This is a genomic window from Paraburkholderia lebeckiae (assembly GCF_050436325.1).
GTDB classification, from domain to species: domain Bacteria; phylum Pseudomonadota; class Gammaproteobacteria; order Burkholderiales; family Burkholderiaceae; genus Paraburkholderia; species Paraburkholderia tuberum.
Window position 1 is genome coordinate 337,924 of sequence record NZ_JBNDLZ010000001.1, and the last position, 19,780, is coordinate 357,703.

Genomic DNA, 19,780 nt, shown 5'->3' on the forward strand with positions numbered 1-19,780 from the left:
CTGCCAATGACAAGACCGTCGACGCGCGGTCACGCTTTTAGTCAAACGAAAGTCCGCTAACCGGAATGTCGACTGTCTCTTGTGGGTCCTCTACGGAAGTTCAACGTAGCGTGCCCCTCGTCGCCACGCTGGGCAGGGAGATATACACTCCCCGGCAGGGGACTTCCACAGTTTCAGGACCGGTTGGATCAGCTAGTGTTCCGTTCCGCTGATTCTCGTACAAAGTCTTTGTAGCTTTGCGAGGATGGAGTCAGCGGAAGCGGTCCATGTAAAAGGTTTGCAATTCTCGTTGTAGTGGGACACGAATTGATCGATACGCTTAATCAGTTGCTTGACCGAGCCGAACGAACCGCGACGTATGGCCTTGCCGGTGATCAACGCGAAGAAGCGTTCCACCTGGTTAAGCCACGAACTATAAGTGGGGATGAAATGCATGTGCCACCGAGGCCGCGCAGCCAGCCATGCCTTGACCTTGGGATGCTTGTGGGCACTGTGGTTGTCGACGATGCAGTGCACGTCGAGACCTTCGGGCACCGCCTTGTCAATCTCGCGCAGGAACGACAGAAACTCCTGGTTGCCGGTGACGCGGCTTGCAGGTGGCCAGTACCGCGCCGTTGAGCACATTCAGGGCTGCAAACAGCGTGGTGGTGCCGTGACGGACATAGTCATGCGTGACGCCCTCAACGTAACCGAAGCCCATCGGCAGCATGGGCTGCGTGCGTTCAAGCGCTTGGCATTGGCTTTTCTCGTCTACGCACAGCACCAGCGCGTTCTCTGGAGGGCTCAGGTACAGGCCGACCACGTCGCGCAGTTTCTCGATGAAGAACGGATCGGTGGACAGTTTAAAGCTTTCGCTCCGGTGCGGCTGGAGGCCCAGCAGTTTGAAGTATCGATGGACGCTGGTCGCAGAGATTGTCGTCTCCGCGGCAATTGTGCGTACGCTCCAATGCGTGGAGCCGTCGGCAGGCTTGGTATGCAACGTCTTATGGATCAACTCGGCCACCCGCTCGTCATCGATCGTGCGGGGCTTGCCGGGCCGCACTTCGTCGTACAGACCGTTGATGCGTTGTTCAAGGAACCGGGCGCGCCATTTACCCACCGTGGCGCGCGTGAGTTGCAAGCGCCGCGCAATATCGCTATTTGGTTCGCCAGCGGCCGCAGCCAGAACAATGCGTGCCCGCGTAACCAGTGCAGCCGGAATCGAGCGCGAGCGCGCCATCGAAGCAAGTTGCGATTGTTCGGCTTCGCTCAACGTCAACTCCACCTTCGGCCGCCCCATTGGCATGTTGGTATCTCCAGTTCCGTTGATACCAACATCCTACGCAAACATAGTTCAGTTAACAGCGGAACAGCACACTAGTCAGGTTCGTCAATGAAAAGAGTTTACGTCTACCAGGGCTTTGAGGTCACCGTGGAGCTAGAGCCCGAGTGGGTGACGGAAGCCTCCGGGAAAGGCTGGTTGTTGCCTCCGAAGGGCTTTGTAGCTGTCGTGTCCATCTGCATGGAGGGTGCGACTCGCCCCATGGTTGCGCCGATACGCCTCATGGCAGATAGCCAGCGCCTTTTCGCGACGGAAGGCGATGCGCTCATGGCAGGGTATAGCGCTGGGCAGCGGCTAGTGGACGACACGCTCGTGCGCTGACAACAACTCGTTACCGGATGGCCCTGGTCGACGACTGCTTCCCTCGACTGGGCGTACGCATGACGGCGACTTTGGCGGGTTGACCATGGCCGCGTTGGCCGATCCTTGCCACCAGTTAAGCCCTGCACCTTTTGATCGCTGCACAATTGTCCTAGGATACAAAAACTGAGGCGTCACAGTCGGCTCGCCGAGCGCGGACAAGGAGCACCATCCCATGCACGCTGAAGCCGTGGAATACAAGACATCGACGATCATGCCCGTTGCGCCAGTTTCCATGGGGGGCTACGCAGCAACAGCGATAGTCACGCACCGCAACGGCAAGCGCGAAGCATTGGGCATTCTTGGTTACTTCGCATCCGAGAGCGCGGCATGCATGTTTGCCGTTGAATACGCAAAAGCCCATATTGACGGTCGGCGACGCCCGAGGCCGCCGTTTTCGCTTCGGTAAGCCTCCGCCGGCCGTTCGCGCTTAGTCCGGTCGATGTGTGGCCGCTCTGCGTCGGCCGCTGCCGATTGCCGTCGGCAGAGGTCGGCCATCTTGAGACACTCGTAGGCGCGCCGCGGCGGACATTGCAACGTCGGCTTCGAGCCAGACAGCGGACGCTGGCCGATCGACCATAGCTGCCGCCTCGCCGGCTCAGCCGGCTCGCGGACCGCAACCGCCAGAAAAGTGCTCGTGCTGCGTGCAATCACGATAAAAGTTCTGGATAAACCGGCACGGTGAACTGAAAGACAGCGCCGCGCGGCACGTTCGCGCTCGCCCACAATCGGCCGCCGTGTGCTTCGATGATCGAACGGCAGATTGACAGTCCCATCCCCAATCCGGCGGACTTCGTGGTGTAGAACGGGGCGAAAACGTGTTCGGCGCTGTCCGCGGCAAAGCCCGGCCCCGAATCGAGCACCGCCACGAGCACGCAGCCAGCGTCGGCTGTCCCGGTGGTGACTATTATTTCTCGTGCGCCATCGCTGACGCCGCTCATCGCCTCGATCGCGTTGATGACCAGATTGAGGAGGACTTGTTGCAGTTGCACCCGGTCGCCTTCGATATGCGGCAAGCCCCCCGCGAGTTGCGTCTGCACCGAGGCGCCGCGCTTCGTTGCTTCGCCACGCGTGAGCTCGATCACCTCGCGGATCGCCTCGTTGAGGTCCATCCGTTCCTTCCGTGGTGGCGCCTTCCTGATCAGCTCACGAATCCGGCCGATTACGTCCTCCGCACGATTGGCGTCTTTCACGATACGGCCGAGCGCCTGCCGGACCTTATCCGCGTCAAGAGGCTGCGCGCTCAGCCAGCGCAGCGCCGCCTGGGCGTTAGTAACCGTCGCGGCGATCGGCTGGTTGACCTCATGGGCGATCGAGGCCGCGAGCTGGCCCATGGTGGCCACGCGGTTCGCGTGTGCCAGCTCGATCTGCACCTCACGCAAAGCCTCCGCTGCGCGCCTGGCCTCGGTGATGTCCTCGCACACGATCAATACGACCGGTCGCTTCTTGATCAACATCGTTCTGGCCGTCTCGCGAACCCAGAGCACCGCGCCATCCTTGCGGACCTTGCGCAGTTCCCAGCTCATCGGTCGGCCGGGTTGTTCGAGACAAAGGGCGGTATTCCTCTGGACGGCCTCCCGGTCCGCCTCGAGAAACAGGTTCTGCACGGGAGAACCGGTCAATTCGTCGGCCGTGTAGCCAAGCTGCTCGGCACCAAGGAGGTTCACGGACAGGATGATGCCGGCCGCATCCACCATGAAGAACATGGTCGGGTTGTTCTCGAAGACGGCCTTCCATTGCTCCTCGCTCTGCCGCAGCGCCTCTTCCGCCCGCTTGCGCTCGGTCAGATCGAGCACGAACGCGACACCTTCCTTCCGACTTGCTTCAAACGCGGCCGTACCGATCATGACGGGCACACGGCTGCCGTCCTTCCTGATGTACTCCTTTTCGAAGGGCTGCGCGCGCCCCGTCTCCCTGATCTCTCGCAGGACTCGTTCGTCGCCCTGACGCCATTCCGGCGGCGTCAGGTCCGTCCACCTTATGCGGCCTGCAACAAGGTCCTCACGGTCGTAGCCTACCATCCGAAGAAACGCGTCATTAGCCTCGAGAATGTCACCATCGTGATTCCGGACGATGATCCCGATGATATTGGCGTCGACGAGGCGCCGGATCTTGGCTTCGCGTCCGGCGAGGTCGCGGTACAAACGGGCATTCTCCAGCGCGATCGCCGCCTGCGAGGCCACCAGCCTCAGCACGGCGAACCGGGCCGGGCTGAACACGCGGGTAGTCAGATTGTTTTCGAGGTAGAGCGCGCCGGTCAGCCTGGCCTGATTCATCAGGGGCAGGCAGAGAATCGAACGGGCACGTTGCTGACGGATGTAAGGATCGGTGGCAAACGGGGGCTCGGCCACGGCCTCGTCGAGAATGACGCTCTCGCGGGTGCGCAGGACGTGGTAGAGGACCGACTCCGGCAGCATCGCCGCGCTCACCGGCACATCGCGCAGCTGCAACTGGGTCGCGTCGCCGCCGCTCGTCGCTTCCGCTGCTATCCGGTGTTCGCCGCCGTCCGACAGAATCAACAGGCCGCGTTCGGCGCCGGCCTGTTCAATCGCCGTGCGCATCAGCGTATTGATCAGCTTTTCCAGGACAATGTCACCCGAGACGGCCTGCGACACCTTGATCACGGTGGCGAGATCGAGGCGCTCGACCGGTGTCGCGATCGTGCCCGCGGGGCCGGGTGCGGGCTCTTCCGTCCTCAGATGCGGATACAACTCCTCAAGCTGCCGCACCTTGCCATCGGCGCCCCAGCGAAGGTAGCCGTAGCGGGCGTTGCGCAGGTAGAGCTCGGCGAACTGGTCGAATCGGCGTGCTCGGTAGAAGGCGGAAGCACGCTCATAGGCGATCGCCTCGTTGTGGACAAAGCCGTTCTCCCGTGCCGAGCGAATCGCCTGCTCATACAGGTGCTCGGCATCGACCGCGCGGCCTTCGATGCGGGCGAGCTCCGCGCCCACCAACGCGGCCCGATTCTCGAAGTTCTCCGGGCAATTCTCTTTCCAGACTTGGAGCTGTCGGTGATGGGCGGCGAGCGCCGCGACGTGCGGCCGGCGCTGGCCGGCCGCGGCGGTGTCGCAAGCTGCCGCGTGGGAAAGCGCGCCGTAAAAGTGATATTCGGCCGTTTCGAACAGTGACTGCGATGTCCACAGCAGCCGTTGCGCCATCGATGACGCCTCAATAGCTGCCCCATAGTCGCAAGCAAGGAAGCGCGCCTGCAGCTTGCGGATCCAATACCAACATTCGGCACGCGCCAAATCCCGGTTGCTTGCGAAACGGCGCTCAATCCGAAACTCGTCAAACCGCTCGTCATTAAAGGAGCCGAACGTCGGCGTCAGGCCGCGGAGCGTCCGGACGAGCCCGAGCTGCGTGCCGATGATGTCGCCCGCGAGACCGAACCGCAGTTTCTGCGCAACCGCCAGGCCATGCTCGGCTTCGCGCTGCACGTCGACGAGCGGATCGCCCGCCGCGAGCAGGTTCGTGACAATGTGGTAGCTGGCATACGCCGTATAAGTGAGATCGCCAATCTCGTTTGCGACTTCGAACGCACGACGCACCAGATCGCGGCCAGCGCGGACATGTCTCACCCAGGGCAGGCAGACCGCGCCAAAGTTCATATAGGTCCTCGCCTGAAAGCGCTTCAATCCACGTTGTTCGACCAACTCATAGCCGAGTCGGCCAAACCGAAATGCGGCTTGATAGTCGCCAAAGCGCGCACCGGCGACCGGGCCGAGCACTACATAGGCGAGGCATGAGCCATCGCTGTTGCCCCGCTCGAGGCTGAGATTGATGGCCCTACAGACGACCAAGGAAACAAGGTTCTCATCCGTAAAAAATGCAGGCGGCAGAATCTTCGTCAAAACGTCCAGCGTCGCAAGGGATGTCGTATCGCTCATCAAAGGCAGATCAAAGATCTCTTCGATTCTGCGGCCTCCGAGCTGGGACCAGATCCGGTCGTATTCGCGTTGCACTTCCTCTTCCGTCGGATGCGGCGACCAGTCGACGCCCAGATGTCGAAGGTACTCGAGCCCGACTGATACCGCGCGGTCGCTCTGACCGAGGTTCGTGTACAAATCGGCGCGCAAGCACGCGACCGTGGCTCGTTCACGCGTATTTGCGGTGCGGGGCGAAAGCGCATTCAATCGCTGCTCTGCGGCCGCCAGGGCGCCGGTGAGGAACTCGCATTCGGCCCCGTGCAGCTTCAGCGCAAAGATCAGCTCATGCTGGCGCTCCCAGCTGTCCTCCGCCAACAGTGCCGCGCCGACATTGAGATAGGCGAGTGCCGAGGCGTATGCGGTGGACTTCTTGGCTCGCGTGCCGGCGATCAGATTGAGTTCGGCGAGTTGGTCCCGTTCCTGTTGCTCGGTAATCAGAGCGACGCCGCGGTTGAGCTGGTTGACGATGTCGAAGATCGCCTCCTCTCGTTTGTCGGGAGACGTTTGAGCCGCGAGCAGCAGCCTGCCGATCCGGAGATGGACTGCCGCGCGCGAGGCACCCGGGAGCAACGAATAGGCGGCCTCCTGCACCCGGTCGTGCACAAATTTGTAGGAGCCGTCGAGGTGCATCACCAGTTCCTGACGGACCGCTGGCCACAGCGCCGCATGAACGTGCTCGTCCGGTGTCTGGAGAACGATCGACAGCATCGCCAGCTCGGCGATGTTGCCGAATCCGGCGAACTGTTGCAAAGCATTCAGCGTCTCGACCGGCAAGCGGGTCAGCTTGCCCACCATGAGGTCCACGACATTGTCGGTGTAGCCCTTGTCGTCAATGCGATCGAGATCCCACAACCAGCGCGCCGCCTTATGATCGAAGCGGAGCAAGCCCTCTTCGGCGAGCGCTTGCAAAAACTGAATCACGAAGAATGGATTGCCGGCGGCCTTTTCGTGCACCAGCTGCGCCAGCGGCGCCGGACCCGAGGCTTCGCAGCGGAGCGCATCGGCGATCAACTGCCCGACGTCGTCACGACCGAGCGGCGCGAGGTGAATCTCCTGCATGTGCGCTCCGGCTTGGCGGATCGCACCGAGCTTGCGCATCAGCGGATGAGCGGCATCGATCTCGTTGTCGCGATAGGCGCCGATCAACATGAGGTGTTGCAGATCCGAGCGGGTCAGCAGGTCCGCGAGTAGGTCAAGCGTCGCCGCATCAAGCCATTGCAGATCGTCGAGGAAGAGCGCCAGGGGATGGTCCTGCCGGGCAAAGACGCGGATGAAGTGGCGGAACACGAGCTGGAAACGGCTTTGCGCTTGCCGCGGCTCGAGTTCCTGGACCGGTGGCGGGTCCCCGATGATGAGCTTCAGTTCGGGGACGAGGTCGGTGATGAGCCGTGCATTGGGCTCCAGCGCCCCCAGCAACGCGTCGCGCCAGCTCGCCAGCTCGGTATCGCTCTTGCCCAGAAGCGGCCGCACCAGGCTTTGAAACGCCTGCACCAGCGTCGCATAGGGAATGTCGCGCTTATACTGGTCGAACTTGCCGGAGGCGAAGAGCCCGCGCGGCGGCACCAGCACCTTTTGCAGCTCATTGACGACCGAGGACTTGCCGATCCCGGAATAGCCGGAGACCAGCACCAGTTCGGGCGCACCGTAGGTGACGACCCGATCGAACGCGGCAACGAGGGTATCGACCTCGCGCGCTCGCCCATACAACTTCTCGGGGATCAGCAGCCGGTCGGGCGTGTCGTGTTCGCCCAGCGGGAAATCATCGATGCGGTGCCGATGCTCCCATTCGGTCAGGCAGCGCCGCAGGTCGCGCTCGACGCCGTCGGCGGTCTGGTAGCGCTCCTCGGCGGTCTTGGCGAGCAGCTTCAGGGCGATCCGAGAGAGCGGAGCAGGGAGGGTCTCCAACCGCTCGCTGGGCGGCACCGGCTTTCTGGCGATATGGCAGTGCACCCATTCCATCGGGTCAGACGCGGAAAACGGCAGCGCGCCGGTGAGCATCTGATAGAGCGTGACGCCAAACGCATAGAGATCACTGCGGGTATCGATCGAGCGGTTCATCCGGCCGGTCTGCTCGGGCGCCATGTAGGCGAGCGTGCCGGCGATGGTCTCGGGCGGCTCGGGCGCCTGTCGCTCGCGCGGCAGGCGCGATGCTATGCCGAAGCCGGTGAGCCGAGCCTGTCCGTCCGCGCAGTTCACGAGGATATGGGCGGGCTTGAGGTCCTTATGGACGAGGCCGCGCTGGTGGAGCTTGCCCAGCGCCGCGGCGATGCCGACGGCGATGCGTAAAAAACGTCCCACCTCCATGGGCGCGCCGAGCAGCCGCGCGAGCGGCTCGCCGCCCGGATCCTCGAGCACCAGCAGGGTCCGGCCGCCTTCGTGCACCAGCTCCAGTGGCCGCACCGCCCACCCGCCATCGAGTTCGTCCTTCAATCCGAATTCGTGCGCGAGGCGTTCGAGGATGCCGAGTGGGGGATGTTCGGCGGCGGGCCGCGCAATCAGGACGTTGTCGTCGCCGCCGCCATCGCCCGGGCGCCGCCCTCGACAGAAGACGCGCTCGCCATCGTTCCATAAGATTTGAAAGCTGTTACCCATCGCGCCCGAACCCATACGTACACGTTTATCTGTCGCACTCTGCCGTCAGACTGCCGCCTGTTATTGAGTTAAGAGGACGTTAACATCCGTCCGCCTAAATGGGCCGGGTGCGCGCGCGACGGCATCGCTATGGGCTGCAACGTTCTACAGCCGCAAGCGTCTCGTCAGGATACACTTCGGCGACCGCGGCGCCATCGGGATTGGGTCGAGGGCCGCGGTGAGGACCTGCACGTTACTCGGGCTGTGCCATCGAACGGGTCGGGCCTGGCGCACCACCGACGCGGCTTCGGCGCCGTGGCCAAGGCTGGCCCGAACCGTGCCGCGGAGGTTCGCTGCAGAGGCGCTCCTGGTTCGTGACCCTCCGCCCCTCCATCAGACTTCATGCGGGTGCCGTCAGCGTGGCCCATCTCTCGACAATTTTCCGGCTCGCAAACGCCACCGGACAAAGCCGTGAGGCACGATCTTTGCGATCCGCGACCGTAGGCAAAGGCAGTGAGCGTACCGGCGGCCGTGGAGGCACGGATGACCGTTGCGCCTCGCAGGACGAAACCGCTCGCGCGGTAATGGGGCTCCGATTGAGCTCGGGTGGCAGGTGAGAGGAAACCGGCTCTGTTTCCATGTTGGGTACGAGGCAATCCGCCTCGTTCCTCAACAGGAGCAGAGCCATGACTCACACCAGCCAGGATATCAGTCCGCTGCGCCAGCGCCTGATCGACGACATGCGCATGCGCAAGCTCGCACCGAAGACGCAAGCCGGTTATGTCCGCGTGGTCCGTCAGTTCGCCGCTTTTCTCGGGCGCCGGCCCGACACCGCCACGGTCGAGGACCTGCGGCGCTACCAGCTGCATCTGGTCGACCACGGCATCTCGCCCGTGTCGCTGAATGCCGCCATCACCGGACTGAAGTTCTTCTTCGAGATCACGCTCAACCAGCCCCAACTGATGGCGAGGATGCAGCCGGTGCGCGTGCCGGCTCTGGTGCAAATAGACGGTCTAGACGAGATTTCTGTAGAACGGAGACCTCATCAAGCAGACAGCACGGCCTTCCAAACTGCGGGCGCAGCGGTATCTTTGAGGTCGAGCTTCGCGAGGCTGAATTGGCCTTTGCGAATACGATGTACCAATTCGATACCTGAGAGAGTGATCGCTGCGTTCCTGAAACGTTTGAAACCGAGCATGACTTTCGTCCGGGACTTGATATTGCGGTGGTCCTGCTCGACCAGATTATTGAGATATTTCGAGGATCGGACCTTCGTGTCCTCAGGCAGCAAGCCATCGACCTGCATTTCGCGCGCAGCGCGATGCGAGGCCGCATAACCATCGAGCGTGATGGTCTTCGGTGGCAGCCCCTGATGCTTGATTGCCTTTTTGAAAAAGGCTTTTGCCGCCTTCACGTCGCGCCTGGCGCTGAGCATGAAGTCTACCGTCTGGCCTGCCCGATCCACCGCCCGATAAAGATAGACCCACTTGCCGCGCAGCTTGAGGTAAGTCTCGTCGACGCGCCACGACTGGCCAGTGGGCCTGCCAAAGCGGTTCCACCGTTTAACGAACTCCGGCGCATAGCGCCGCACCCAGCGCAGGATCGTCGTGTGCGCCAGCGAGAGACCTCGTTCCGCCATCATTTCGACCAGATCGCGCAGGCTAAGCTTGTAGCGCAAATACCAGCGAACACACAGAATGATCACTTCACGGTCAAAGTGACGGCCTGCGAACAGTTCGTCCAGGCTCTTCAGTTTGCTCATCGTCGGCTTCTATGGGGACTTGTTTGTCAAGCCGTTTTGATTAGGTGAAGGGCTTGGATCTCATGGCGGCGCCTGTAGGTTGCTGAGCGCGGGAAGCCTTGGCGTGACATGGCTATGCCATCCTGGTCCGAGGTCGGGGGTGTGATGAGCGTTCGAGCCAGTGCCCGAACGAACTTCTATCCGTGCAGGGCGCCAACACCCTGCACCTCATGCAGCATGCGCGCAAGGCGCGCTGGCGAACCCCGGTTATGGACGCGCCCCATCTCTGCGGGACGGTCACGGGGTGCCGTGACCCGCCGACGTTCCGGGCGCGTCGACCTTGGATCATGATGACGTGTTGCATGCCAAGGCGTTGCATGCGTAACCCGTGCTGCCCGGAATTTCAGGCAGCCGCAGGCTTGAGCGAGGCTCCGGCCGGGATCTCACCGTGCTCGAGGTAGCGCCACAGTGCGATGGCCAGGCGCCGTGCTAGCGCCACAATACCCACGCGCCGCATCCGCTTGCCGCCGCCGGCAAAGCGTCGGTTGAACCACTGGGTCATGAGGCTGTCGGGCTGCAGTTGCAGCCAGCGCCAGGCGAGTTCGACCAGCATCGTGCGCGCTCGCTTGTTGCCCGCCTTGCTGATGCCTTGCTCGATCTGACTGCCGCCACTGTCGTAGGGTGTCGGCGTGAGCCCCAGGCTGCCGGCCAGCTCGCGCCGGTTGGCGAAACGTCGCCAGCCAAACACTTCCTTGACCAGTACCCAGGCGCCCTTGTGTCCGATCGCGCGCAGCCGTGCCAGTTGCGCCACCAGTGGATGCTTGCCCTCAGCCAGTTCCTTGCGCCGCGCCGCTTCCAGCACCTTGAACTGCTGCCTGACCAGCGCCAGCCGGGCGCTCTCGCGCTCGATCTCGCCGCGCAACACCGGCGGCACCTGCTCGCGATGGCGCTCCCACCACGCCGCCCAGTCGCGCCCGCCGACGATGACCGGCACACGCAGGTTGTGCAGCACCAGCAGGGAGCGGATGCGATTCGTGTGGGCGGTACGCTCCTGGGTCAGCCGGGCCAGTTCACGATGCGTGCGGCGCGCGTCTTCCTGTTCGGGCGTGGGCTCGTGCACCGCCGACCAGACGCGCTCACCGGCGTGGTGGCGCCTGAGCATCACCAGCAGCTTGTCGCCGTCGAGCCGGTCGGTCTTGGCCCGCCTGGCGCGTCGGTTCACTTCGATGCTCGCCGGGTCGACCACGAGGTTGCCAATGCCTTGCCCGCTCAACCAGCGATGCAGCCACCAGCCATCGCGGCCGGCCTCATAGCACGAATGCACCGGGGCCTGCGGTTCGAGCTGGTAGCGCTCCTTGGCGCGGCGCACGCAGTCGAGTACCGCAGCCGTGTCGCCGGCGTGCACGCTGAAACGGCTCGGGCCGCGCCGGCCATCGCTGGCCGTCAACTTCCACGACTTGTCGCCGAGTTCGAAGCTCATGTAGAGCTGGCCTTGGATCGTCGTATTCTTGCCTTGTGGGACTATTTGGGTCGTCGACATTTCCGTCTCCTTTGCGCAGGGTTGGAAATTCCGTTTTAGCTAAACGGGTCTGGCTCGGGTAGTCCCACATAGCATCTCTCAATTTGTTCAGTCCGACACCTTAACCGATTCGCACGCGCGCTATTTGCACCGGAGCCCGAATTGGTACATCGTATTCGCAAAGGCCAATTCAGCCTCGCGAAGCTCGACCTCAAAGATACCGCTGCGCCCGCAGTTTGGAAGGCCGTGCTGTCTGCTTGATGAGGTCTCCGTTCTACAGAAATCTCGTCCAGACCGTCTATTTGCACCAGAGCCGTCATACCTAGGTATGGGACAGCCATTCCTAAGCAGGAGCAATGCGTGCCATTCGTAGAATGGTCTTTTTTGTCTTGCACGTTTACGTTGGTTCCATGGTCGGTGCGTTCGCGGTACACCTCCGCAACGGCAGCGTCTTCTTTGGTCATCAGTTTCTTCGGTCGGAGAACGTTATGCACGTTCGTATCGTGGCTAGGCGGGATCGTGTATCGGGGGACAGTGAATCTGAGCCGTGTCCGCATTCAATTGCCCGGAGGACGACAGGAACCGGTGACGAGCATCGCATCGATCGGGTTGTTTTTCTTGCACGCCAAGATTCGCACTGTACAGCTTGATACAGGGAGGTCGCTTGTGCTTCATTGTGTTCTGAGTCGCGCGGCCCGCCTGTGCGCGCGGACAACAATCCGGGCTGCCCAGACAGCTACGAGCCGAACGGCGCCGATGCGTGCGCGCAGGACGCGCTGGCGATCGAGTCGTTGGCTGAGGTGGCGCCGCCACGGCTGACGATGGTCATCCCGGCACCACGACTGCCTCTGGCTTCGCAGGCATGTAGTTCCGACAGCTCGGCGCGAGGAAGTTCGAGCGTGCGCTGCAATGCAATCGACCAATGACAGTTCGGGCACCGCTCCATTCATCAACCTTGGTGTCTAGGCGATGACCGAAGGTATAGGGGCAAATCCACCCACAATCACATCAGCGGGGCGTATGGTGGATGTCGCGCGCAGTTGTGAATTGATACAGCAACGCAGTTAGGAATTGATACGCCTCGTTGTAGGGTTGCTCCTTTTGGGCGGCCCGTGATCAGCTACGAGGAGTACATGGAAATCGAGATTCTGCGTCGCCAGTGCAACAGCCTCCGGGATATCGCGGTCGAGACCGGCATGGCAGTCAACACTGCTTCCTTGTAGACGCAACCCGCGCGGAGCGCTTACATGCCGCCTGGGTATTCACCTCCTGTGTCAGGGCTGCCGAGAGGCTGAATGAGAATGTTGCGCCGCCGTAGGAACAACTGGTGGCCCAGATTTGCCCACCATGGGCTGCATGAATAGAACTGGAAATCGCAGACTCATCACCCTGCCGGAAATGCATGTCGTACAGAACGGTTCGAAGGTCGCGGAAGCTTTTCCTCACGAATACCAGACCCCGAGTCGTTAACCGCGGCGATAACATCGCCTTCAGGGTCAAGGCGGGACTGGACTATGCACGGTTCGGCACCGCCCGTTAATCTCCTAAGCGAAGTTATACGCCCGTATAACCACGTAACGCTAACGCGGTATCGACATATCCGACCGCATAGTAGATTTGCCATTCGGCAAAACCTACTCTTCTCTCATCGAGACAGCGTTTCCGTTACGACAGCGCAAAGCTCACGGTTCGGCCCAACCACAACATCCCCTTTGGGGTGGCCCGACCCGTTCGCTTTTTTAACGTCTTCAAGGATTCGTCGTGTCGGCTGTTCTGCATAACTGGATATATATCGGCAGTAACGCGTATGCGGAGTACACGTTCGTGCCGTGGCGTGGCGTGGCAGGAACATCTATCGCCGTACCGTCGACCTCTCCGCAATATGCATCCAGTAGCCGCAGGTCAGGGATTATTCGACCTCTAGCCACGGGCTGCGAAGCTCTGTTGTGCAGGTCGTTGCATTTCAACGGCTCCCCGCACTGACGCATTGCACGGATGCACGCTACCGAAAGACCTTGGGGAGTCACCAATGGCCGCAAAGCGCAAGTCTGCATTGAGGAGCATTACCCCATCGGGAATTCCGACTCTACGCGAAGACCTCAAAACACAGCTCGCGCCCATTGCCACCGCACTGACGGAAGAACTCGCGGCGCTGTGGGCAGCCGCTCTCGACGACGGAAGAGAACAGACGCTCGACCGTCTGTCGCAGGCGCTAAGCGACGCGGTCCCAGAGTTTCTGCGAGGGGCGTTTGAACCGAAAATGCTCGCAGGCGGAAAGTCAGCGTCGGAATGTCGGCCATCGCTTGTCGCGGTAATACGCGCGAGTCAGGCTGCACCCACCGGGCAAACATGCGCACCGGATGAAGACGGAAGCACAGACTTTGCTGTTGGCGGCGTCAGCTGCCGCGAGAACGCTCCCGTCCAATGGACTGCTTTCAACGCGTGGGAGCAGCGGAATAGCTGTTGCCGGCAAACAGACGAAGTGAAAGACCACCGCTTCGGGGGCGGGTCATGGTGACGGTGTTACTGGTCGATGACGACATGAGCCTGCTTCAGGCGCTTGAAACGTTGATTTGCGGAGAAGGTTACGAGGTAATGACTGCGTTGAACGGAGATGAGGCACTGCAGGCAGCACGCCGAAGGCGCCCTGACATCGTGGTTTCCGATTTCATGATGCCGGTCATGGACGGACCCGCGCTCATAGGCGCGCTCGCGGCCGAGCCGGACTTCGCAACCATTCCTGTCCTTCTGAACTCAGCGGTGGCGACACCACCGGCCCACCTGCAGGTGTCGGCGTTTCTGAGAAAGCCAGTCGCACCCTCGCGCCTGCTCGAACTGCTTCGACTGCACAGTCACAGTAACGCCCAATCGCCTTGACTGGTCACTTCGATATGCCGCCAATAAAAAAGCCATTCCTGCCTCCATCAAGGAGTACCGCATTTTCGAAGAAAGGGCAGCCGCTGGAAACAGTGGGCGGTTTCAAGAGTGAAGCGCAACAGCGGGAGTCGCGCGAGGTCGGCTGTTCAGACTGTCGGCGATAGCGTCAAGTTCGTCCTGACTGTAGACCGAAAAGGTCTGTGCTTTTGGGCAGATACTGGCGCAGTAGCCCATTGGTGTTTTCGCAAGTGCCGCGTTGCCAGGGACTGTGGGGGTCGCAGAAGTACACCTTCACGCCGGTTGCGGCGGTGAGCCCTTTATGGCGCGACATTTCTTTGCCCTGGTCGTAGGTGAAGCTCTGCCGTAATGGCGCGACAATCGAATTGAGTTTGGCGGAGAAGCCCGCCAGCGCTGAAGCGGCGGTGGCGTCTTCCATCTTGGCAAGCAGCACCAGCCGGCTGGTCCGTTCGACCAGCACGCCTACCGAGGACTGGTTGCCGGCACCCTTGATGAAGTCGCCTTCCCAGTGCCCAGGCAGCAGTCGGTCTTCGATTTCGGGCGGCCGCACATGAATACTGACCATGTCAGGAATCTGTCCGCGCCGGTCTGTGCCCCGTGTACGCGGCATGCGCGTGCTGTGGCCATGGCGCAAGCACGCAATGAGCTGGGGTGACCATTTCCACTCGAGCAGGGTGAGAACGATACGCCAGCAGACGCTTTGCAGGCAAAGCTTTGTGGGATGGCGACCCGCGCTGCGGCGTGCGGCACTGAGTGCTTCAGCCGACACGGACGCGTAGCCAGCGGGAGAGCTGTTTCGCGTCAGTTCCCGGCTAACGGTGGCCGGCGAGCGCCCGAGTATCCGGGCCATGGCCCGGATACTCGAACCCTGCAGATGCAGGCTTGCAATGGTCAGACGCTCTTCAGGTTGAAGTTGCTGGTACTGAGTTCTTTCGTGCATCGCAACACCTTATACGAGATAGGTGTTGCACTTCAGATTTGAGGCCGCTGTGCTAAAGGGAGGAACACGATGTTGAACGCTGAACCGAGTACGGACTCTGACATCCTGTCAGAGAGTGGCTCCAATCGTACGTCTATTGTCCCCGCGCTGCCTTCAGCCCATTATCCGTCGCCGCACCGGCCGGGCCGGCTCGCCCAGTCAACGTCCGCTTGCGGCACTTCTTCGCCGAATGGCATGGACCCCTAGGCATCGACGCTCGCAGCCATCCATCGATTTTCTTCCCCGCCAGACCCGATGCGAACTACTCCGGCCCTGTCCGTCCGTCCCCGCTCCACGGGCGAGCCGTTCCGTCCCCGGCAGACGGGCGGCGACGTGCGACCCTTCACTGTGACCGTCGTTGAGGAACTGTCCAATTCTCTCTTCGTGCTGCGCTGGCGTGACGCGACGCTTTGCAACTACGAAGAGCAGGTCTGGTCGGCCTGTCTCGCTCGCGCGTCAGGGTGTTGCGCCCTATCCGGCAAGCATATCAATCTGGGCGACTCGGTCTACCGTCCACGAGTCCGCGGACGAGTCATACCACTTAACAGAGACGCAATGATTCTCGCCAGCGAGCTGGTCCAAGCCCGCACAGGCGCCTGACACGCGCTGGAGTTGATGTATGTTGGACTCGGGCTCACTCAGCTAAAGCATCCCCAGAACACAGGCGGTCTCAGGGTGCTCTCCACCGCCTGGCCACAGGAGGTTCAATATGAAACTTGAGGCCGCCACGTTCGTGCGACTACGCCGTCTCGCCCCGGTTCTCGACGACATACTCAGCGCAGGCGAGGTCGACCACGCAGACCAGGCCGTAGACCTTGATTCGCTCGCCCAGCTATGCTCACAGCTCTTCGATGCATACCGCGGCCAACATCCGGGCGAGATTGCGCAAGTGCGACACGACGCCCTTGAGTCGCGGTAACGCACCGCTTATGGACTGGCTGGCTGGTTCAGGTGGCGGCCATTCAATTCACGATGTTGAACGTTGCTTCACGGCCATACCGGCCGGTCGCGTCATGCTTCGGATCCCCACTGAATGACTGTTTCGCGGAACCATGGACCAACTGGCGCTTTCGGGCAGGTTCTGCTCTTCAACATTGGACAATAAAGGGCAGCCCCTTTCCGGACGGCCACCGACCACAGCCGAACGCCGCCTGGCAACTGGCGCGACCGTCAGACGGTCGCGCAGGAATAGCTCGTATTACTTTCGTTACCGTCGATTTCTTCGCGCCGATCTTCTTTGCAGACACTTCTTGGCGCCGGATCGTGTTCTACGATGAACTCGCGCAGTTGCGGATAGATGATGGTGCGCCAGCGGCGGCCGGAGAAGATCCCGTAGTGGCCGCACTTTTCGGCGGTGAAATGCCGCCGGTTTTTCTCGGGGATGCCGGTGCACAGCTCATGAGCGGCGCGTGTCTGGCCGCTGCCGGAAACGTCGTCGAGTTCGCCTTCGATCGTGAAGAGCGCCGTCTTCTCGATATCCTGTGGCCGCACGCGCTCGCCGGCGACGTCCCACGTGCCTTCTGCAAGACGAAACTCCTGGAACACCACGCGGATCGTGTCGAGGTAATAGTTCGCGTCCATGTCGAGCACCGCGTTGTACTCGTCGTAGAAACGGCGATGCGCTTGCGCGTCGTCTTCGTCGCCGCGCAGCAGGCTCTGGTAGAAGTCCCAGTGCGAAGCCGCGTGACGTTCCGGATTCATCGCGACAAAACCGGTGTGCTGCAGGAAGCCCGGATAGACCTTCCGGCCCACGCCCGGATAGTTCGGGGGCACCGTGAAGATCACGTTGTTATCGAACCACTCGTACGAGTGCTGGGTGGCGAGCGAGTTCACCGAAGTAGGGCTCTTGCGCGCGTCGATCGGACCGCCCATCATCGTCATCGTGCGCGGCGTGTCTTCGCCGCGGCTCGCCATCAGCGAAATCGCGGCGAGCACCGGCACCGTCGGCTGGCAGACCGAGATCACGTGCAGGTTCTGCGAGCCGATGTGGCGGATGAACTCCTGGATGTACGCGACGTAGTCGTCGAGATGGAACGGACCGTCTTCGAGCGGCACCATGCGCGCGTCGAGCCAGTCGGTGATGTAGACCTTGTGGTCTTGCAGCAACGTGCGCACGGTATCGCGCAGCAGCGTGGCGTGGTGTCCCGACAACGGTGCGCATACCAGCACGACCGGTTCATCTTTCAATTGAGTAACGGCGTCGCTGTCGTCGGCGAAACGCTTGAAGCGCATCAGACGGCAAAACGGTTTTTCGATGATCGTCTGTTCGACGATCGGGATATTGTGCCCGTCCTTGACGATCTGATGCAGGTTGAACTCCGGTTTTTCGTAGTCCTTGCCGAGCCGGTACAGCAGCTCGTAACCGGCCGACAGACGCGTGGCGCCCGGCACGTAAGCCAATGGACTGGCGGGATTCGCGAACGATTTCGATGCCGCCTGGGCCCAGGCGGTGAGTGGGCTCAGAAGTGCCCGCTGGAATTCGTGCAATTGATAGAGCATGTTTCCCTAAGGATAAGCTGGGTAAGACGCGAGGAATTCCTTGTTGTGTGTATTGGAACGGATGAGGTAGCCGCATGCGACGCCGAGCCCGGGGGCTCGCGAGCAGCCATTCGCTGCGTACGCGACGCGATGGGCTAAACTTGCTGCTCCGGTCCAATTTGGCCGTTCGGGCTACCAGGCTACGTTGTTCAAGGAACCAATCGCGCATGGCTGACGGAATGGAACGCGCCATAACGGCAGGTTGCAATCGCTTCAGCGTCGGACTGTGAAGCAGCCTGTGCGAAGGCAACCGACCACCGGCCGCAGACATCGCGATAACGGATCGAATAGATGAACATGACAATCTCCTGTGGCATCCCCGATCAACGGGGCCTTGGCGCCCTTCGTCCAGTCGGCCAGACGATAGGCGGTCGAGCGTTTTGATCAGCGTTCGTTTTATGTACCGCCTAGAAGACGCTGGCCGCTACCGTCGACATCGGATCGTCTCGACGCCAGCTGGACCAGATCTCTTGCGTTCCTGCTCATCGTGACCCTCACTGGATACAGATGCGGCCAAGCTAAGGTCAACAGTCCGGCGATACAGTTCTTATCCAGACAGGGGACGAACGTGTACTCGTCGTACGCGCTGCTACGGATATAAGCCCAGCCACGCGGAACGTCTAACATGGCTGCCACTCAAATGAAAATCGCGAATTCCATGGAATCAAGGTAGACGGACAACCAAAAGAAAACCATTGTACGAACGGTCGCCGCAGCCCTCCATGGGCATAACGCGCTCATACCTTTGGATGCAGCGAGGCGTCCAGGTAGCGAGGGTTCGAGTCTTGCCGGCAATGTAGCGGGAGCCGTCACAGTAAGCCAGTCATACGCAGGTATGAGACAGCCATTCGTAAGGTCGATGAATGGAGCGGCGGCGAAGTACTTCAGCGCTATGAGCGCCAAGGGTATTGTCAAGTTGAGGCCGGGGTCGACAAATATAATGGGGCATGAAGAAAGCTTCCGTCTCCGTTTTGCCGTCGGCCGAGGCGCCGATTTCGTTCAAGGGCTATCGATTTCCGCCGGAAATCATCAGTTACGCGGTGTGGCTGTACTACCGGTTCCCGCTCAGCCTGCGCATGGTCGAGGAGCTGCTGGCGGCACGGGGAATCGAGCTTACGTACGAAGCGGTGCGGTGCTGGCCGACGAAGTTCGGTCTTGCGATCGCGATGCGTATCCGTTCGACAGCGCCGGGTCGCGGCGACAAGTGGCACCTAGCACTTGGATGAGGTGACCCGGCGGGTAGCCCAGATGCATGTTCATCTCCGCGCCCATGGCGCGCTCGATGACGGCCTTGTTGAAAGCCAGCATCAGGTCCTGAACCTCGGTGGGTGTCATCGGTCCCTTGACCAGCTCGTCAAGCAAACCTTCCGGCAGGGCAGGCAGCGGCCCTCGGGCCGCTGCCTGAGAAAGCCACGGTGCGTTTCTTCTTCATCGGCATATCCATGATCTTTTACCTCATGATATGCCTCGCCCACGAAATGACGGATAGGTCCCAGGCGCCACGGCTGCCCACGCGTGATCGTCACGGACAAGCTGCGCAGCTACGCGGCGGCGAACAACGAACTGGGCCTGAACGTGGGGCATCGGCAGCACAAAGGACTGAACAACCGGGCGGAGAATTCGCACCAGCCCACACGCGTGCGCGAGAAGGTGATGCGCCGCTTCAAGTCGGCGCGCCATCTACAACGATTCACGTCGGTCCATGCTCAGGTGAGCAACCTGTTCATGCACTGCCGCTACAACGCGAACGCGCAACAGAAACGGCAGGCCCGCAAGCAGGCGTTCAAGGCGTGGGAAACCGTAACGGAAAATCTGATGCTGGATCGCATTGCCGCATAAATTAGTGATCCGTATGTTAAGCGCTGTCACAAGCGCGCCCTTCAACAAGTTGATAATCATTGAAAGGCCTCCTGGCCGCCCAAGAAAAGGG

At 61.4% G+C, this 19,780-nt stretch carries 10 protein-coding genes and 5 pseudogenes; 7 read left to right on the forward strand and 8 right to left on the reverse strand.

All coding sequences use genetic code 11. From position 1 onward, the window contains the following. Positions 1-192 precede the first annotated feature (192 nt). A pseudogene (locus OKW44_RS01680) lies at positions 193-1,285 on the reverse strand (IS630 family transposase). Positions 1,286-1,856: 571 nt separating this feature from the next. On the opposite strand from OKW44_RS01680, the gene OKW44_RS01685 reads away from it, so the two are divergent. Further along, the gene (locus tag OKW44_RS01685; protein WP_018420702.1) at positions 1,857-2,090 is read left to right on the forward strand and encodes a hypothetical protein; all 234 of its coding nucleotides are present in this window, start codon (positions 1,857-1,859) and stop codon (positions 2,088-2,090) included. A gap of 241 nt (positions 2,091-2,331) precedes the next feature. On the opposite strand, the gene OKW44_RS01690 is transcribed toward OKW44_RS01685, so the two are convergent. Further along, positions 2,332-8,214 carry an ATP-binding sensor histidine kinase gene (locus OKW44_RS01690; protein WP_429409345.1) on the reverse strand — a complete coding sequence of 1,961 codons (5,883 nt, stop codon included), beginning with the start codon at positions 8,212-8,214 and terminating at the stop codon, positions 2,332-2,334. Between the two features lie 650 nt (positions 8,215-8,864). On the opposite strand from OKW44_RS01690, the pseudogene OKW44_RS01695 reads away from it, so the two are divergent. Continuing rightward, positions 8,865-9,174 (forward strand): annotated as a pseudogene (locus OKW44_RS01695) (site-specific integrase); the annotation flags it as partial. Between the two features lie 49 nt (positions 9,175-9,223). Here the strand turns inward: OKW44_RS01695 and OKW44_RS01700 are convergent. Together OKW44_RS01700 and OKW44_RS01705 are read right to left on the reverse strand one after the other, a co-directional pair. Next, positions 9,224-9,931 carry an IS6 family transposase gene (locus OKW44_RS01700; protein ID WP_429409432.1) on the reverse strand — a complete coding sequence of 236 codons (708 nt, stop codon included), beginning with the start codon at positions 9,929-9,931 and terminating at the stop codon, positions 9,224-9,226. Between the two features lie 391 nt (positions 9,932-10,322). Beyond that, on the reverse strand, positions 10,323-11,459 hold the full coding sequence (locus tag OKW44_RS01705; protein ID WP_018420699.1) for an IS110 family RNA-guided transposase: 1,137 nt from the start codon (positions 11,457-11,459) through the stop codon (positions 10,323-10,325). 138 nt (positions 11,460-11,597) lie between these two features. Between OKW44_RS01705 and OKW44_RS01710 the strand changes: the two are divergent. Both OKW44_RS01710 and OKW44_RS01715 read left to right on the forward strand, forming a co-directional pair. Beyond that, a pseudogene (locus tag OKW44_RS01710) lies at positions 11,598-11,699 on the forward strand (IS6 family transposase); the annotation flags it as partial. Between the two features lie 2,250 nt (positions 11,700-13,949). Further along, the gene (locus tag OKW44_RS01715; RefSeq protein ID WP_018420696.1) at positions 13,950-14,315 is read left to right on the forward strand and encodes a response regulator; all 366 of its coding nucleotides are present in this window, start codon (positions 13,950-13,952) and stop codon (positions 14,313-14,315) included. A 132-nt stretch (positions 14,316-14,447) separates the two neighbouring features. Here the strand turns inward: OKW44_RS01715 and OKW44_RS01720 are convergent. After that, positions 14,448-15,273, reverse strand: a pseudogene (locus OKW44_RS01720) (IS30 family transposase); the annotation flags it as partial. Positions 15,274-15,567: 294 nt separating this feature from the next. Here OKW44_RS01720 and OKW44_RS01725 point away from each other — a divergent pair. Continuing rightward, positions 15,568-15,912 carry a DUF3331 domain-containing protein gene (locus OKW44_RS01725; RefSeq protein ID WP_084754081.1) on the forward strand — a complete coding sequence of 115 codons (345 nt, stop codon included), beginning with the start codon at positions 15,568-15,570 and terminating at the stop codon, positions 15,910-15,912. A 570-nt stretch (positions 15,913-16,482) separates the two neighbouring features. Here OKW44_RS01725 and OKW44_RS01730 read toward each other — a convergent pair. Together OKW44_RS01730 and OKW44_RS01735 are read right to left on the reverse strand one after the other, a co-directional pair. Further along, the gene (locus OKW44_RS01730) at positions 16,483-17,811 is read right to left on the reverse strand and encodes a polyhydroxyalkanoate depolymerase (protein ID WP_018420694.1); all 1,329 of its coding nucleotides are present in this window, start codon (positions 17,809-17,811) and stop codon (positions 16,483-16,485) included. A 188-nt stretch (positions 17,812-17,999) separates the two neighbouring features. Next, positions 18,000-18,149 (reverse strand): hypothetical protein, encoded by a 150-nt coding sequence (locus OKW44_RS01735; protein ID WP_162633939.1) that lies wholly within the window; start codon positions 18,147-18,149, stop codon positions 18,000-18,002. A 648-nt stretch (positions 18,150-18,797) separates the two neighbouring features. Here OKW44_RS01735 and OKW44_RS01740 point away from each other — a divergent pair. Then, on the forward strand, positions 18,798-19,076 hold the full coding sequence (locus OKW44_RS01740) for a hypothetical protein (protein WP_429409447.1): 279 nt from the start codon (positions 18,798-18,800) through the stop codon (positions 19,074-19,076). Between the two features lie 4 nt (positions 19,077-19,080). On the opposite strand, the pseudogene OKW44_RS01745 reads toward OKW44_RS01740, so the two are convergent. After that, a pseudogene (locus OKW44_RS01745) lies at positions 19,081-19,282 on the reverse strand (IS256 family transposase); the annotation flags it as partial. A gap of 83 nt (positions 19,283-19,365) precedes the next feature. On the opposite strand from OKW44_RS01745, the gene OKW44_RS01750 reads away from it, so the two are divergent. Beyond that, positions 19,366-19,689 carry a DDE-type integrase/transposase/recombinase gene (locus OKW44_RS01750; RefSeq protein WP_429409347.1) on the forward strand — a complete coding sequence of 108 codons (324 nt, stop codon included), beginning with the start codon at positions 19,366-19,368 and terminating at the stop codon, positions 19,687-19,689. Positions 19,690-19,780: the final 91 nt, after the last annotated feature.